Here is a 15,911-nt window from a genome sequence, read left to right as displayed (position 1 = left end):
GCCTCCGGTCCTGTTCGCGGCCCCGGCCCGGTTCGTGCCTCCGGCCCGGCCAACGGGTCCGGCCCCGCAGACGGCCCCGTCCGCGACCTCGTCCTGGTCGGCCACGGCATGGTCGGCCAGCGCTTCCTGGAGGCCTGGACCGAGCAGCCCGCCGCCCGCGCCTGGCGGGTCACCGTGCTCGCCGAGGAGCCCCGGCCCGCGTACGACCGGGTCCACCTCAGCGCCCTGTTCGCCGGGAGCACCGCCGAGGACCTCGCGCTCTGCCCGCCCGGCTTCCTCGCCGAGCACGGCATCGACCTGCGGCTGGGCGAGCCGGCCACCGCGATCGACCGCGCGGGGCGGCTGGTGCGCACCCGCTCCGGCGCCGAAGTACGGTACGACGCCCTGGTGCTGGCCACCGGGTCGGTGCCCTTCGTCCCGCCGGTGCCGGGCACGGACGCGCCCGGCTGCCACGTCTACCGGACCGTCGAGGACGTCGACGCCATCCGCGCCGAGGCCCCGGCCGCCCGGACGGGCGTGGTCGTCGGCGGCGGGCTGCTCGGGCTGGAGGCGGCCGGGGCCCTGCGGGCCGGCGGACTGGACACCCACGTCGTGGAGTTCGCGCCCCGGCTGATGGCCGTCCAGGTGGACGACGGCGGCGGCGCGGTGCTGCGCCGCAAGATCGAGGACCTGGGCGTCACCGTCCACACCGGCGCCGGTGCGAGCGGCGTGCTCACCGGCCCGGACGGCCGGGTCCGGGGCCTCGCGCTCTCCGACGGGCGCGAACTGCCCGCCGAGCTGGTGGTGTTCTCGGCCGGCGTGCGCGCCCGCGACCAGCTGGCCCGGGAGTGCGGGCTGCCGGTCGGCCGGCGCGGCGGCATCGAGGTGGACGCCCACTGCCGCACCGCCGACCCGGCGGTCCTGGCCATCGGCGAGTGCGCCCAGGCCGTCGACGGCCGGGTCTACGGACTGGTCGCCCCGGGCTACCAGATGGCCGAGACCGCGGCACGCACCCTGGCCCGCCGGACGACCGGCAGCTCGGATGTCTCAGGCAGCTCGGACATCCCGGGCACCTCGGGTGTCCCGGGTGTCCCCGGCGGCCCCGACCCGGACGGCGAGGGCTTCACCGGCGCCGACACCTCCACCAGGCTCAAGCTGCTCGGCGTGGACGTCGCCAGCTTCGGCGACCCGCACGGCACCGCCGAGGGCGCCCTGGACGTGCTCTACAGTGACAGCCGCAGCGGCGTCTACCGCAAGCTCGTCATCGGCGCCGACGGCGCGCTGCTCGGCGGCGTACTGGTCGGCGACACCGAGGGCTACGGCGCCCTGCGCCCGCTCGCCGTCGGCGCGAAGCCGCTGGCCGTGCCGCCCGAACAGCTGGTCCTGCCGGCCGGGTTCGCCTCCGCCGGACCGGTCGCGCTGCCCGACGACGCGGTGCTCTGCTCCTGCCACAACGTCACCCAGGGCGCGGTGCGCGCCGCCGTCCGCGACCAGGGCTGCGACAGCGTCACCGCCGTCAAGAAGTGCACCCGGGCCGGCACCGGCTGCGGCAGCTGCCTCAAGCAGCTCGGCACCGTGGTGACCGAGGAGCTGGCGGCCGCCGGGGTCTCCACCGCCAAGGGTCTGTGCGAGCACTTCGCCCACACCCGGGCCGAGTTGTACGAGATCGTCCGGGTCACGGGGGTGACGGGCTTCTCCGAGCTGCTCGCCCGGCACGGCAGCGGCGGCGAGGGCTGCGAGGTCTGCAAGCCGACCGTCGCCTCCGTCCTCGCCAGCCTCGGCAACGGCCACATCCTGGACGGCGAGCAGGGCGCGCTGCAGGACTCCAACGACCACTTCCTCGCCAACCTGCAGCGCAACGGCTCCTACTCGGTCGTTCCCCGGGTGCCCGGCGGCGAGATCGCCCCCGAGGGGCTGATCACGATCGGCGAGATCGCCCGCGACCACGGCCTCTACACCAAGATCACCGGCGGCCAGCGGATCGACATGTTCGGCGCCACCGTCGACCAACTCCCGGTCATCTGGCAGAAGTTGGTTGCGGCGGGCTTCGAGTCCGGGCACGCCTACGGCAAGTCGCTGCGCACCGTGAAGTCCTGCGTCGGAGAGACCTGGTGCCGGTTCGGCGTGCAGGACTCCACCACCCTCGCCATCGAACTCGAACTGCGCTACCGGGGGTTGCGCTCCCCGCACAAGCTCAAGGCCGCCGTCTCCGGCTGCGCCCGCGAGTGCGCGGAGGCGCAGAGCAAGGACTTCGGCATCATCGCCACCTCGGCCGGCTGGAACCTCTACGTCGGCGGCAACGGCGGCATGACCCCGCGCCATGCCGACCTGCTCGCCGCCGACCTCGACCGCGAGACGCTCATCCGCACCATCGACCGCTACCTGATGTTCTACATCCGCACCGCCGACCGGCTGGAACGCACCTCGGTCTGGCTGGAGCGGCTGGACGGCGGCCTGGACCACCTGCGGGCCGTGGTGCTGGACGACTCGCTCGGCATCGCCGGCGAGCTCGACGAACTGATGGAGCATCACATCGGCTGCTACCGGGACGAATGGGCCGAGACCCTGGCCGACCCCGACCGGCTGCGGCGCTTCGCCTCCTTCGTCAACGCCCCCGGAACCCCCGACCCCGCCGTGACCTTCGTCCCCGAACGCGGCCAGATCCGCCCCGCCCGCCCCGGCGAGGCCGGCCGCACCCTCGCCGCCCCGGTGCCCGTCGCCGTGGCCCGACCGGAGGTGCTCACCCCGTGACCGTACAGATCCACGACGGCACCCGCTGGCAGACCGTCTGCGCCCTCGCCGACCTGCAACCCGGCCGCGGCGTCGCGGTGTTGCTCGCGGAGTCGGAGCCGGAGCCTGCGCCGGTGGTCCGGCCCGGCGGCCCACGGCCCGGAGCAGGCGCGCAGGTCGCGCTCTTCCGGGACCGCGCCGGAACGCTCTACGCCGTCGACAACCTCGACCCGTTCAGCGGCGCCCCGGTCCTCTCCCGGGGCCTGCTCGGCAGCCGGGGCGACCGGCCGACCCTCATCTCGCCGATGTACAAACAGGTCTACGACCTCACCGACGGCCGCTGCCTGGACGAGGACACCGCCCCCGACGGCGCCCCCGCCGTGCTGCGCCGCTGGCCGGTGCGGGTCCGCCCCGAAGGGAGCGCGGCATGACCGTCGCCCTCGACGCCGCGACGCCGGCCCCGCAGGCGGTCTGGGACCCGGAGGACGAGGAGTTCTGGGAGCGCGCCGGAGCCCGGATCGCCCGCCGCAACCTGGTGTTCTCCGTGCTCTCCGAGCACATCGGCTTCTCGGTGTGGAGCCTCTGGTCGGTCCTCGTCCTCTTCCTCGGGCCCGAGTACCACATCGACACCGCGGGGAAGTTCACCCTCACGGCCCTCCCCACCGCACTCGGCGCGCTGCTGCGGCTGCCGTACACCTTCGCCGTCGCCCGCTTCGGCGGACGCACCTGGACGGTGGTCAGCGCCCTGCTGCTGCTCGTCCCGACCGGGCTGGCCGCCCTCGTGCTGGAGCCCGGCGTGCCGTACGGGACGCTGCTGGCGGTCGCCTGCGCGGCCGGGGTGGGCGGCGGCAACTTCGCCTCCTCGATGGCCAACATCAACTCCTTCTACCCGCACCGGCTCAAGGGCTGGGCCCTCGGCGTCAACGCGGGCGGCGGCAACCTCGGCGTGCCGGCCGTGCAACTGCTCGGGCTGCTGGTGCTGGCCACGGCCGGCGCCGCCCACCCCCGGCTGCTGCCGCTGCTCTACCTGCCGCTGATCGTGCTCGCGGCGGCGGGGGCCTGGTGGCGGATGGACGACCTGCCGGTGGCGAAGGCGGGCCCGGGGGAGCGGCGGGCGCTGCGGGAGGTGGCCCGCGATCCGTACGGCTGGGCCGTATCGACGCTGTACATCGGGACGTTCGGCTCCTTCATCGGCTTCGGTTTCGCCTTCGGTCAGGTGCTCCAGGTGCAGTTCCACGAGCGCTTCGACACCCCGGTCAAGGCGGCGGCGCTCACCTTCCTCGGGCCGCTGCTCGGTTCGCTGCTGCGCCCGGTCGGCGGGCGGCTCGCGGACCGCCACGGCGGGGCGGTGGTCACGCTGTGCACCTTCCTCGGCCTGGGGGCCGGGACGGCGGTCGTGCTGGCCGCGTCGCGGACGGGCTCGTTCCCGCTGTTCCTGGCCGGGTTCATCGCGCTGTTCGTGCTCAGCGGCATCGGCAACGGGTCGACGTACAAGATGATCCCGGCGCACTACCGGGCGCTCGCCGGGGCGGCCGTCGCGGCCGGCGCCGACCCGTCGGCGGCCGAGGCCGACTCCCGGCGCCGGTCCGCGGCGCTGATCGGACTCGCGGGGGCGGTCGGGGCGTTCGGCGGGGTGCTGGTGAACCTGGCGTTCCGGCAGTCCTTCCTGGCCGGCCGCACCGGGGACGCGGCGTACCTGGGGTTCCTGGGGGCGTACCTGCTCTGCTCGGTGCTGACCTGGGCGGTGTGGCTCCGGCGGTCCGGCTCCGGCTCCGGCCCCGGCCACGGCTCTGGCTCCGGTTCGGGCGGCGGCGAGCAGCCGGTGAGTGGTCGGTGAGCGGCCGCCGGTGGGCCGTGACCGGTCGTAGCGCGCCCTGCCGGCCGTTTGGGCTGTTGGTATGACGACCCGACGGCCCGGCGAGCGGTCGCCGGGCCGGACGGTTAGCGTCGGCCGCACCACGTCCTCAGCGCAGGGAGGTTGCAGTGCAACGGTGGATCATCCTGGCGGTCGTCACCACGGCCCTCACCGGCCTCACCGGTCCCGTCGGCCTTGCCGCACCCGCCCGGGCGGCCGACCCGGCCCCGGCCGGCACCACCGTCACCCTCGGTGACGCCACCATCGACGCGAAGGTGCCCAGCCGGGTCCGGGTCGACGTCCACTACCTCTGTACGGTCGCCTCCGAGGCCCGTTCGCTCACCGTGTCGGTCGAACAGAAGGACCCGCAGGACTCCTCGGCCATCGCCTTCGGCTCCAGCCGGACCGCCGAGGCCGACATCATCTGCGACGGCACCCAGCAGCAGCGGCTGATCGTCGTCCAGTCGAAGACCGTCAACTGGCTCCCCGACGTCGACGCGGTCCTCACCGCCACCGTCTCCAACATCGGCGCGAGCCCGCAGGCCGCCGCCGACGCCCGCCGGGTCGCCCTGGTCGCCGCGCACTGAGCCCGGATTGCCCTACGCTCGTCCCCTGCATCGGGGAGGGGCGCAGGGCATGGCCGACAGCGCGAACACGGCGGACAGCACGGCGGACGACACGGCGAACGGCAGGGCGGACGGCACGGCGGACAGCGCCGTCCACAACGCCCTGCACGGCCCGGTGCACGGCAACGCCGTCCAGGCCGGCCGCATCGGGACCCTGTACCTGGGCACGCCGCCCCCGTCGGTCACCGACGAGGACGACCCCTGGGTACGGGCCGCCGCCGACGCGCGCGCCTGGCGGCACGTGCGGTCCGACCGGGACGCCGAGCCGTACCGGCGGGCCGCACTCGACGCCGTCCGCGCACTGGCCGGGCTGCGGGACACGCTCGACCGGCCGGACGACCCCTGGCAGGACCCGGGCATCGCGGCCCGCTTCGCCTCCCGGGTCGACTGGCTCCTCGGCGACGACCCGCCGGACCTCTACCCCGCCGAGGCGGCGCTGCTCGCCGTGCTGCCGTACCTCTACCGGGTCCGCTCGCTGGGCCTGGCCGCCGCCCGGTCCGGAGTCCGGCCGGCCGACCTGCGGCCCGCCGCCGCACCCGACGCCGACCGGGCGGCCTACGAGCAGTTCATCGAGTCCCACGACCTGCTCGCCCACCGGGCCCGGAGCCGCCCCGACGCGGCGGCCCCGCTCGGCTGGTGGCTGTACCACCGCTGGCTCGACCAGCACGAGGACCTCGCCGACCCCGACGGCGTCCGCGGACTCCTCGACCGGCTGCCCGCGCTCGCCGGACTCGGCGAGACCTTCGCGCCCCGGCGGGTCCGCGCCCTGCTGCACGGCCTCCGCCGGGGCCCCGACGTCACCAACCGCGACTACCTGGCCGGTCTCAGCGCGGACGACCACCTGCGCGCCCCCGGCGAACAGCACGTCCGGGAGCGGTGGTTGGCGCTGCTGCTGGCGCTGGCGTACGGCACCGCGATCGAGACCACCGCCCTGCCCGACATCGTCGCCGAACACCTCGGCATCCCGCACCAGGTCGACCTGGCCGAGCTGCGCCGGACACTCGACGAGGCGGTGTGGGGCGGGTCGTACGACCTGCCGGTGCTGCGCGCCGAGTGCCACCACGAGGCCGTGGTCGAGGGCCTGCGCGAGTACACGACCCGGGCCGACGCACTCCTGCACGCCGTCCGGCGCGAGCTGGTCGGCCATTCGCTCCCGACCCGGCTCGGCTCCGACGGGGCCGCCCCCGCCGCCGGGGCGTTCACCGGCTGGGCCCGGTTCTGCCTGGACGAACGCCGGATGCGGTCGATGGTCATGGGCGTCGAGCTCTACCGCGACCGCGACCTGGCCGTCCGCGAGATCTACCAGAACGGCCTGGACGCCTGCCGGTACCAGCGGGCGCGGGTGCAGTACCTGGACCGGTCGCGGACCTTCCGCCTGGGCGAGATCTCCTACGAGGGCCGGATCGAGTTCCGCCAGGGCGTGGACGGCAGTGGCCGCGCCTACCTGGAGTGCCAGGACAACGGCGTCGGCATGGGCGAGGCCGAACTGCGCGGCGTCTTCTCCCACGCGGGTGCCCGCTTCGCCGAGCAGCTGGACTTCCGGCTGGAGCACGCGAAGTGGCGGCGGGCCGATCCGCCGGTCGAGTTCCACCCCAACAGCCGTTTCGGCATCGGGGTGTTCAGCTACTTCATGCTGGCCGACGAGATCCGGGTGACCACCTGCCGGATGGACGTCGAGGGCCGGCTGGGCCCGGAGTTGGAGGTCGCGATCCACGGCCCCAACCACCTGTTCCGGATCGTCGAGACCGCCCCCGAGGGACGCGAACCGGGCACGACGGTCCGGCTCTACCTGCGGGACGACATCGACCTGGACGAGTCCTGGTCCTGCCTGGACGCGCTGGAACGCCTGCTGGGCATCGCGGAGTTCCGCACCACCGCGCGGCACGGGGAGCGCGAGACGGTCTGGGAGCCGGGCGTGCTCGGGCCCCGGGGAAAGGCCTCCTGGCGGGAGCGGTTCGGGATCGTGGTCGAGGGGCCCCTGGACCCCTGGCGGTCCGCGCCGCCCGGTGCGGACGTGATCTGGTGCGCGGGCGGCGGGGCGCTGCTGGTCGACGGCCTGCTGGTGGAACCGGACGTGGTCAAGGGCGTGCACGCGCAGGCGGGCGGCGGGTTCGCCGGGGTGGTGGTCAACCTGAGCGGGCCGCTCGCGCCGGGACGGCTGTCGCTGGACCGCCGCCGGGTCATCGACGACGTGTCGGAGACGGTGGGCGGGCTCCTCCGGGAGGCCGCACGGGAGTTCGTCCGGCCCGGCTCCGCGCTGTTCGGCATGGAGTGGGTCCGCGACGCGGCCCGGGAGAGCTTCGCCCTGGCGGACCTGGTGGCCGCCGAGGCCATCCGGCAGGAGCGCCGGTACGACTGCGGGGGCGTCGGGTTCGACAGCGGCCGGACCGGGTTCTTCCTGGAGGACCCACGGATCCTCGGCTCCGTCGGACGCGCCGGCGCCGACGCCCCCGCCGGTCCGTCGGGGTTCGAGCGCAAGGTGTTCGGCCTGCCGGACCACGTCCTGCTCTGGCGCCTGATGGCCCACGGGCCCGGCGAACTGCTGGCCGACCTGGGCCGGCTCTGCCCGGAACTCCCGCGCCGGGGCCCGGTCCGGGCGGCGCTGCCCTCCGACATCGCCGTGCTGGCGACCCGGGCGCGCCCCGGGGCGCCCTGGGAGTGGGTCAGCCTGGTGAAGGACGACCAGGCGCCGGACCAGATCGCCCGGGAGCTCGCCGTCACCGTCGAGGAGGCCCGGCGGCGGGCCGCGGAGCTCCATGTCTTCCCCCGGCACGAGGTGATGGCGTGGATCACCCCGGACGACGCCGGGCCGGTGACGGTCCGGGAGCTGCTGAGCGAGGCCGAGATCCGGGACGGGTCGATCGCCGGGGCGGCCGCGTCGATGTCCGAGAAGGGTCGGGAGGTCCCGGCCGAGGCGCTGGAGGCGGCCCTGGTGATCGAGTCCGACCCGGTCTTCCTCTGGCGTTCCTCGCCCCGGCGGTTCGGCCGGCTGCTGCCGGACCCGGACGTCGAGCCCGGGTACCTGGCCCATGCGAGCCGGCTGCTGGAGCGGTCCGTTCCGCGGGTCTGCGAGGACCTGCGCAGGCACGGGTTCAGCGCCGATCCGACCGGTCTGCCGGACCTGCCCCCGGGGGACCTGGTCATCCTGCTCAGCCGGCAGCTCGACGGCTTCGGCCCCTGGCTCCGGCGCTCGGAGCCGGTGTCGGCGACGCATCTGATCCGGGCCGGGGCGACGCTGGACCTGGAGACCGCCGAGGTGGTCGACACGCTCCGCGGGATCGGCTTCCGGACGGAGCCGGAGGGCGGGCCGGGGGAGCACGAGGCTGTGGCCTTCAGCGAGTTGTTCGACCTCGCGGAGTCGATGGACGTGAGCCCCGGCGCGGTGGTGGAGCGGTACCGGGCCCTCGGGGTCCGCCTCCCGATCGAGTGGCCGGCCGAGCCGACCCGGCTGGACCGGGCGCTGTTCACCCACGACGGCCCGCTGGACTGGCGCCACCTGGTCGTCGGGGAACGGGTGCCGTTCGACCGGCTGATCGTGGCGTCCGCCTCGCTGAGCAGCAGTCCCGGGGAGCTCGCCCGCCACCTGCACAGCCGGGGTATCCCGACCTCGTGCGACGACCTGCCGGAGGGGCTCACGCTGCACGAGGCGATGCAGCTCTTCCGGGGCCACCTGCTGCCCGACTCGGCGCTGAGCAGGTCGGGCAAGCCCTCGCTGGTCGAGTTGGTGGAGACGTCGCAGCGGACCGGGCACCCCGTCACGCGCATCCTGTCGTGGTTCGGGCAGTGGGGTGTCGACGTGTCGGACACGGCGGAGACGATCCGGGCCGCGCTGGCCCGGGTGCCGATGGCCGGGCCGTCCTGAGCACCGAATCACCCGTGAACAGGGCTGCTGCAACCCGCGCCGTTGTTCTACAGTTCTGTAGAACTAGGTGACCGGGTGAAACGGGGACAGCATGGACAGGCCGCTTCGACTGCCGCAGCAGGATCGGGCCGACTTCGAGACCGAACTCGGGCGGGCGCTGGCCGCGCCGCAGGTACGGGCGGCGCTGCGGGACGCCGGGGACGAGGCGCGCGGCGTGGACCGGCTGCGCCGGACGGCCCGGGAGAACGCGGAGTTCGTGCTGGCCGCAGCCGCGCCGGAGTACGAGCGGTACGCGGCGCTGCGGGCGGACGCGGACGCCGTGGCGCGGCTGCCTGTGGACGTGCCGGCCCGGGAGCGGGCGTCGGGGTGGTGGGGGGTGCTGGGGGTGATCGTGCCGATCGTCGCGGGAGCGGCGGCGGTGATCCTCCTGGTGCTCGGGTCCGTCCTGGGGCTGGCAGGGGACCTGGAGGTGCCGGCCCACGCGCTGATGGTCGCCGGGTGGGTGGCCGCCGGGGCGGCGGTGGCCGGTCTGGTGGTCGGCGGGCTGGGCCTGCTGGGGTCGGCGGCCCGGTCGAAGGAGCCGGCCGTGGGTGAAGTGTCGGAAGGGCCGGGCGAGTTGGTGCGGGCCCGGGGTGCCTGGCGGGCGGCGCTGGCGGAGCGCGGGCTGCTGCCGTACCTGGTGGCGCAGGCGAACTCGGCGCCGGGTCAGCGGCGTTGACCCACTGCCGGGCGGCGGCGCGGCGGGGCGGCGGGAAGGCGGGGCAGCAGGGCAGCAGGGCGGCGGCGCAGTGGGGCGGCCTCAGCGGTAGCGGTCGAGCCCGGGGGAGCGGGCGGCCTCGACCAGCAGGTGGGCGGCGTCGAGCGGGATGCCGAGCCGGCGGGCGATCCAGGGGGCCGGGCGGCCGGAGCGGGCGAGCATCCAGGCGGAGTACAACTGCCCGAGCTGGGGCGCGTTCTCGGCGAGCAGCAGGGGGCGGACGGCCTCCATCGGGAAGCCTTCGAGGGCGCGGGCGCTGTACTCGCGGCCGTTGGGGCCGACCGGCGGGAGCGGCAGCGGGCGGCGGGCGTCCAGCCAGCGGCTGAGGAGGACGGCGCCGACGACGAGCAGGCCGGTGCCGGAGGCGCCGATCAGGATGCCGCCGATGACCGGACGGTCCTCCTCCTCGGCCATTCCCAGGGCGATCTCCTCCAGGACGAGCAGGCCGAGCACGGTGAGGAGCACCGCTGCTTCGCCTGGGCGCGGATAGAGCCGGGACGTCGTCATGCGGAACCTCTTCCTCGGCAGGGTGACCGGGGCGTTCGGGCGGGCGCGGCGATTCACCTTCCGTACAACGGCGGCGGGCGGCCCGGGGCACGCCCTGACGGGCCTGGTGGTGAAGCGCGGGATCTGAGTTGACGTACCGTCAGATGACTTGCGCGAGAGGCGGGTTGGCCGTCAGCCTGGGGTGATGGTCTCGCCTCCTTCCGGTCGGGAGCGCCGTTGCGGCGCGGTCATCGACGGGGCGTGGAGTTCTACGGGGGACCTCGGGTCAGCATAGCCCGGGCATGCCTGCTTCGACAGCTCTGTCGAAGTTGTGGAACCCGACTGTTCGGGAACGTGTCGGGCCGTGTCGGCCCGGATACTCTGAGTACGGAGTTCCGTTTGTGCTGGCGGCAACGGCAGCGCCCCGCCGCGCTCCCGGGCCACGGCGGGTGCCGTGGTGCGGGGAGCGGGGCGGGGCGCTGCGGAGCAGGGGGCGGGTGCCGGCGGGCCGGGTGTCAGCGGGCCAGCAGCGGCAGCGGTGCGCCGGTGCGGGCGGGCAGTTCGAGGCGGGTGAGGAGCGCGGAGGGCGAGACCTCGACGACCCGGCAGCCGGCCCGGTGGCGGCAGTGGCGGGCGACCGAGCCGTGGCGCAGCCGGTCGAAGCGGCGGCGGGTGGCGGCGCCGAGCACCAGCAGGTCGTCCGGGCCGGTGACGGCGCCGAGCAGGGCGGGCCCGGGGTCGGAGTTGACCACCAGCGGGTGGATGACGAGGCCGGAGGGGTAGCCGCCGTAGGCCTGCTCGAAGGCGATGTCGAGGCGGCGGCGGGCGGCGTGCTCCAGTTCGGAGAGTGGGCGCAGTCCGTCCCGCTCGTTGGCGGTCCACGCGGCGACGGGCACCAGCAGTGCCTCGTGCCGGGCCGCCTCGCCGACGGCGTGGTAGAGGGCGGCCAGACTGCTCAGTGATCCGCTCAGGCCGACGATCACTCGCGTGGTCCCGGTCATGGCCGTTCGCCTCCGTCTCTCCGGATCCGCTCCGGATGGGGTTGTCCGGTGGGGTTCGCCGGGTCGGTACTCCTTGCTTCGGATGACTCAAGTGAACCCCGGAACCTCCTCCTCCGTACCGGCCCTGACACCACCATGACGCCGGTGGTACCCGTCTTGACGGCCTTCTGACAGGCGTACGGGCGGGCGTACGGCCAGGCGGGTGGGCGGGCAGGCGGGTGGGCGGGCTCGGCGTACGGCCAGGCGGGCGGGTGTCAACCGAGCCCCGGCACGAACTGGATCAGCAGGTCGATCGCCTTGATGCCGAGGAAGGGCAGCACCAGCCCGCCGAGCCCGTACACCCGCAGGTTGCGCCGGAGCAGGTGGGTCGCGGAGGCGGGCTGGTAGCGGACGCCGCGCAGCGCGAGCGGGATCAGGGCGACGATGATCAGCGCGTTGAAGATGATCGCGGAGGCGATCGCCGAGGTGGGGCTGTGCAGTTCCATGATGTTGAGGTCGTGCAGCCCGGGGTAGGCGGTCGAGAACATCGCGGGGATGATCGCGAAGAACTTGGCCACGTCGTTGGTGATCGAGAAGGTGGTCAACGCGCCCCGGGTGATCAGGAGTTGCTTGCCGACCCGGATGATGTCGATGAGCTTCGCCGGGTTGGAGTCGAGGTCGACCATGTTGCCGGCCTCCTTGGCGGCCGGGGTGCCGGAGTTCATCGCGACGCCGACGTCGGCCTGGGCGAGCGCGGGGGCGTCGTTGGTGCCGTCGCCGGTCATCGCGACCATGTTCCCGGCGGCCTGCTCGCGCCTGAGGTGGGCGAGCTTGTCCTCGGGGGTGGCCTCGGCGAGGAAGTCGTCCACCCCGGCCTCCTCCGCGATCGCCCGGGCGGTCAGCGGGTTGTCGCCGGTGACCATGACCGTGCGGATGCCCATCCGGCGCAGCTCGGCGAAGCGCTCGGCGATGCCCTCCTTGACCACGTCCTTGAGCTCGACCACGCCGAGCGCCCGGGCGCCGTGCCGGTCGTGGACGGCGACCAGCAGCGGGGTGCCGCCGGCCTCGGCGATCCGGTCCACCAGCGGCCCGGCCTCCGCCGGCAGCCGGCCGCCGGAGTCCGTCACCCAGCGGGCGACGGCCGCCGCCGCGCCCTTGCGGATCAGGCAGCCGGTGCCGTCGGACCAGCGCAGGTCGACGCCGCTCATCCGGCTGTGCGCGGTGAACGGGACGGGCCGCTGCTCGCCCAGTTCGCCGGGGGAGCGCGGCGGCACCCAGTACTGGCGGTTGGTCAGCTCGACCAGTGAGCGGCCCTCCGGCGTCCCGTCGGCGACGGAGGCCAACTGGGCTGCCTCGGCGAGCTGTTCGGTCGTCGCGCCGGGCAGCGGGTGCAGCGCCACGGCCCGGCGGTTGCCGTGGGTGATGGTGCCGGTCTTGTCGAGCAGCAGCACGTCGACGTCCCCGGCGGCCTCCACCGCCCGGCCGGAGAGCGCCACCACGTTGCGCTGGACCAGCCGGTCCATCCCGGCGATGCCGATCGCGGAGAGCAGCGCGCCGATGGTGGTCGGGATGAGCGCGACCATCAGCGCGACCAGCACGATGGTGGTCTGCGGCGCGCCGGCGTAGATGGCCATCGGCTGGAGCGAGACCACCGAGAGCAGGAAGACGATGGTCAGCGAGGCGAGCAGGATGTTCAGCGCGATCTCGTTCGGCGTCTTCTGCCGGTCGGCGCCCTCGACCAGGGCGATCATCCGGTCGACGAAGCTCTGCCCGGGCCGCGAGGTGACCCGGACCACCAGGTGGTCGGAGAGGACCCTGGTGCCGCCGGTGACGCCGGTGCGGTCGCCGCCGGACTCGCGGATGACCGGCGCGGACTCGCCGGTGATCGCCGACTCGTCCACGCTCGCCACGCCCTCGACGACCTCGCCGTCCTGCGGGACCACCTCGCCCGCCGACACCAGCACGATGTCGTGCAGCATCAGCTGTTCGGCGGGGATCACCTCGTGGCGGTGGTCGCGGGTGCCGACCCGCCAGTGCAGCAGCCGGCGCGCGGTCGTGCCCGCCTGGGCCCGGCGCAGCGAGTCGGCCTGCGCCTTGCCGCGGCTCTCCGCGACGGCCTCGGCGAGGTTGGCGAACAGCACGGTCAGCCAGAGCCAGAACGAGATCACCCAGGCGAAGACGCCCGGGTGGACCACCGCGCTGATGGTGGTCAGCGCGGAGCCGGTCTCCACCACCAGCATCACCGGGTTGCGCATCATGACGCGCGGGTGGAGCTTGCGGACGGCGGCGGGCAGCGCCTCGGCCAGTTGCTGTCGGGTGATCAGCGTGCGGCGGGCTCCCGGCTGCGTGGGCCGGTGGCTCGGCGGCGGTTCGGGTGCGGCGGCCGGAGCCGGGCGGCGGAACCAGTTCTGCTGGTCGGAGCGGGTGTCCGGGGTGGTGAGAGCCGAACGGCGCATCGTCTCGGGGGACCTTCCGGGCCGCCCCGAAGCGGCGGGGCGGCGGACTCGGGGGGCGACGGGGACGGCCGACAGCCCACCACCGGATCGGCGGGTGCCATGCCGCTCTTGACGCAGGATTGGCGGGGACCCCGGCGTCCTTGACGGTTCCCTGACATCGGATGCGAACGGGCGTCCGTTGCGTGCGTACGGGTGTGCGACCGGTCGGGCGGCGGCCGGGAGGCGGCTGTACGGGGATCGTGCGCCGGGATGTCAGGGGAGCGTCAAGGTCGGCGGCGACGGCGTAGGTCCTGCGTCAAGGAGCGGTGCGGTCGGTGTGCGGAGGGTCTCCACTGGAAGGGGCCGGACGCACCGGCCGCCCGTCGAAGGGACCCCGCCATGACCACCGCCACCGCCCTGATCGATGTCGACGAGCCGCTGGGGCGCACCGTCCGCCTGGTGCCCGCCACCGGCCGCCAGGACCGCCCCGAGCCGCCGGATCCGGCCCCGGCCGCGGCCGAGCGTGACCGCGTCCGCACCCGCCCGGCGCACTGCCGCTTCGCGATGCACTTCGAGGACTGAACCGAGCGGACCGAACCGCCGCCGTCCCCGCCGGACCCGCAGTGCGCCCCGTGTTTCCCGTGCTCGTAGGAGAAGCCGCCATGACCCAGCTCACCGCCCCGTCCCTCCCCGCCCCCGCGCCCGCCCCCGCCGCGCCCGGCGCGCCCGCTTCCGTTGCCGCCGCCGACGCGCTCGGCGGCCCCTGGCCGGGTTCGGCGCGACCGGGCCGGGGCGGCGAGGTGCTGGTCGGCGGGGTCGGGCTGGCCGAGGCCGCCGAGCGGTTCGGCACCCCGCTGTACGTGCTGGACGAGGGCGAGGTCCGGACCCGCGCACGGGCGTACCGGCGGGCGCTGCCGCACGCCGACGTGCTGTACGCGGCCAAGGCCTTCCTGTGCAGCGCGATGGCCGACTGGGTGGCGGAGGAGGGCCTGGGGCTGGATGTCTGCTCGGCGGGCGAGCTGTGGCTGGCGGTCTCGGCGGGCTTCCCGCCGCAGCGGATCCTGCTGCACGGCAACGCGAAGTCCCCGGAGGACCTGCGGCTGGCCCGTCGGCTGCGGGTGGGGCGGATCGTCATCGACGGTCCGGCGGAGATCGCCCGGCTGGCCGCGCTGGTGGCCGCCGACGCGCCGCAGAAGGTGCTGGTCCGGGTCCTGCCGGGGATCGCGGCCGGGCACCACGCGGCGGTGCGCACCGGGGTCGGCGGCCAGAAGTTCGGCTTCCCGATCGAGGGCGGTGACGCGGCGGACGCGATCGCCCGGGTGCTGGACCAGCCCGGGCTCGAACTCGTCGGCCTGCACTGCCACCTGGGCTCGCAGATCACCGAGGCGGAGCCGTACCTGCTGGCGGTGGACGCGCTGGTGCGGCTGCTCGCCGAGGTGCGCGAGCGGCACGGCGTGGAACTGCCCGAGCTGGACCTCGGTGGCGGCCACGGCATCCGGTACCTGCCCGGGGACGCCGAGTTGGACCTCGCCGACTTCGCCGTCCGGGTGACCGACCGGCTGGCGGTGCGCTGCGCCGAGGCCGGTCTGGAGGTGCCCCGGCTGGTGGTGGAGCCGGGGCGGGCGCTGGCCGGGCCGGCCGCGGTGGCGGTGTACCGGGTGCTGTCGGTGAAGCACGGGTCCGACGGCCGCTGCTTCGTGGCGGTGGACGGCGGGATGAGCGACAACCCGCGCCCCGCGCTGTACGGGTCGCCGTACGCGGTGCGGCTGGTCGGCCGTCGTTCGGAGGCGGGCGAGGCGGCGGTGGACGTGGTCGGCCGCCACTGCGAGGCCGGTGACGTGCTGGTGCGCGACGCCGTGCTGCCCGCCGACGTGCGGCCGGGGGACCTGCTGGCGGTCCCCGCGGCCGGTGCCTACCAGCTGTCGATGGCCTCCGGCTACAACCTGGTCGGCCGTCCGGCGGTGGCCGCGGTGCGCAACGGCCGGGCCCGGCTGCTGATCCGGCGGGAGACGGTGGAGGACTTCCGACTGCGGGAGGTCGGGCGCTAGCCGGGCGGTGGCCGGGCGGCGGTCGGGCGTTAGCCGGGCGGCGCCGCGCGGGAGGGGGGGCGGGGCGGCGTGCCCCGCGGGCCGGGGGGCCGCGGTGCGGCGGGGGGGGGGGCCCCGGGTGGAGCCAGGGCCCGGGGGCCCGGACCGACACCC

At 75.1% G+C, this 15,911-nt stretch carries 11 protein-coding genes; 8 read left to right on the top strand and 3 right to left on the bottom strand.

Annotation, left to right across the window (positions count from 1 at the left end; translation table 11 throughout):
- The first annotated feature begins 108 nt into the window (after positions 1 to 108).
- The 6 genes from nirB to ACFQ6N_RS19285 all read left to right on the top strand — a co-directional run bounded on the left by nirB (position 109) and on the right by ACFQ6N_RS19285 (position 9,770).
- Positions 109 to 2,730: a nitrite reductase large subunit NirB gene (gene nirB, locus ACFQ6N_RS19310; protein WP_380650368.1), complete on the top strand. Its 2,622-nt coding sequence runs from the start codon at positions 109 to 111 to the stop codon at positions 2,728 to 2,730.
- Positions 2,727 to 3,140 (top strand): nitrite reductase (NAD(P)H) small subunit, encoded by a 414-nt coding sequence (locus ACFQ6N_RS19305; protein WP_380650317.1) that lies wholly within the window; start codon positions 2,727 to 2,729, stop codon positions 3,138 to 3,140. Before nirB ends, ACFQ6N_RS19305 begins: the two co-directional genes overlap by 4 nt.
- Entirely contained in the window at positions 3,137 to 4,546 is a 1,410-nt protein-coding gene (locus tag ACFQ6N_RS19300; RefSeq protein WP_380650316.1) for a nitrate/nitrite transporter, read from the top strand. Before ACFQ6N_RS19305 ends, ACFQ6N_RS19300 begins: the two co-directional genes overlap by 4 nt.
- Positions 4,547 to 4,692: 146 nt before the next feature.
- Positions 4,693 to 5,151 (top strand): hypothetical protein, encoded by a 459-nt coding sequence (locus ACFQ6N_RS19295; RefSeq protein WP_380650315.1) that lies wholly within the window; start codon positions 4,693 to 4,695, stop codon positions 5,149 to 5,151.
- 49 nt (positions 5,152 to 5,200) lie between these two features.
- Complete coding sequence (locus ACFQ6N_RS19290; protein WP_380650314.1) at positions 5,201 to 9,052, top strand: ATP-binding protein; 3,852 nt, start codon at positions 5,201 to 5,203, stop codon at positions 9,050 to 9,052.
- Between the two features lie 91 nt (positions 9,053 to 9,143).
- Entirely contained in the window at positions 9,144 to 9,770 is a 627-nt protein-coding gene (locus tag ACFQ6N_RS19285) for a hypothetical protein (protein WP_380650313.1), read from the top strand.
- Between the two features lie 81 nt (positions 9,771 to 9,851).
- Here ACFQ6N_RS19285 and ACFQ6N_RS19280 read toward each other — a convergent pair whose 3' ends face one another.
- The 3 genes from ACFQ6N_RS19280 to kdpB all read right to left on the bottom strand — a co-directional run bounded on the left by ACFQ6N_RS19280 (position 9,852) and on the right by kdpB (position 13,731).
- The gene (locus ACFQ6N_RS19280) at positions 9,852 to 10,316 is read right to left on the bottom strand and encodes a hypothetical protein (RefSeq protein ID WP_380650312.1); all 465 of its coding nucleotides are present in this window, start codon (positions 10,314 to 10,316) and stop codon (positions 9,852 to 9,854) included.
- 494 nt (positions 10,317 to 10,810) lie between these two features.
- Positions 10,811 to 11,296: a universal stress protein gene (locus ACFQ6N_RS19275; RefSeq protein WP_380650311.1), complete on the bottom strand. Its 486-nt coding sequence runs from the start codon at positions 11,294 to 11,296 to the stop codon at positions 10,811 to 10,813.
- A gap of 254 nt (positions 11,297 to 11,550) precedes the next feature.
- Complete coding sequence (kdpB, locus tag ACFQ6N_RS19270) at positions 11,551 to 13,731, bottom strand: potassium-transporting ATPase subunit KdpB (RefSeq protein WP_380650310.1); 2,181 nt, start codon at positions 13,729 to 13,731, stop codon at positions 11,551 to 11,553.
- 378 nt (positions 13,732 to 14,109) lie between these two features.
- On the opposite strand from kdpB, the gene ACFQ6N_RS19265 reads away from it, so the two are divergent.
- Positions 14,110 to 14,292 carry a hypothetical protein gene (locus tag ACFQ6N_RS19265; RefSeq protein WP_380650309.1) on the top strand — a complete coding sequence of 61 codons (183 nt, stop codon included), beginning with the start codon at positions 14,110 to 14,112 and terminating at the stop codon, positions 14,290 to 14,292.
- Between the two features lie 80 nt (positions 14,293 to 14,372).
- The gene (gene lysA, locus ACFQ6N_RS19260; RefSeq protein ID WP_380650308.1) at positions 14,373 to 15,758 is read left to right on the top strand and encodes a diaminopimelate decarboxylase; all 1,386 of its coding nucleotides are present in this window, start codon (positions 14,373 to 14,375) and stop codon (positions 15,756 to 15,758) included.
- The last annotated feature ends 153 nt before the right edge of the window (positions 15,759 to 15,911 follow it).

Origin of the sequence: Kitasatospora sp. NPDC056446 (assembly GCF_042796115.1) — a bacterium.
Taxonomy (GTDB): Bacteria; Actinomycetota; Actinomycetes; order Streptomycetales; family Streptomycetaceae; genus Kitasatospora.
Note: the sequence above shows the minus strand (reverse complement) of the source record. Positions and strands in the feature narration are given on the sequence as shown.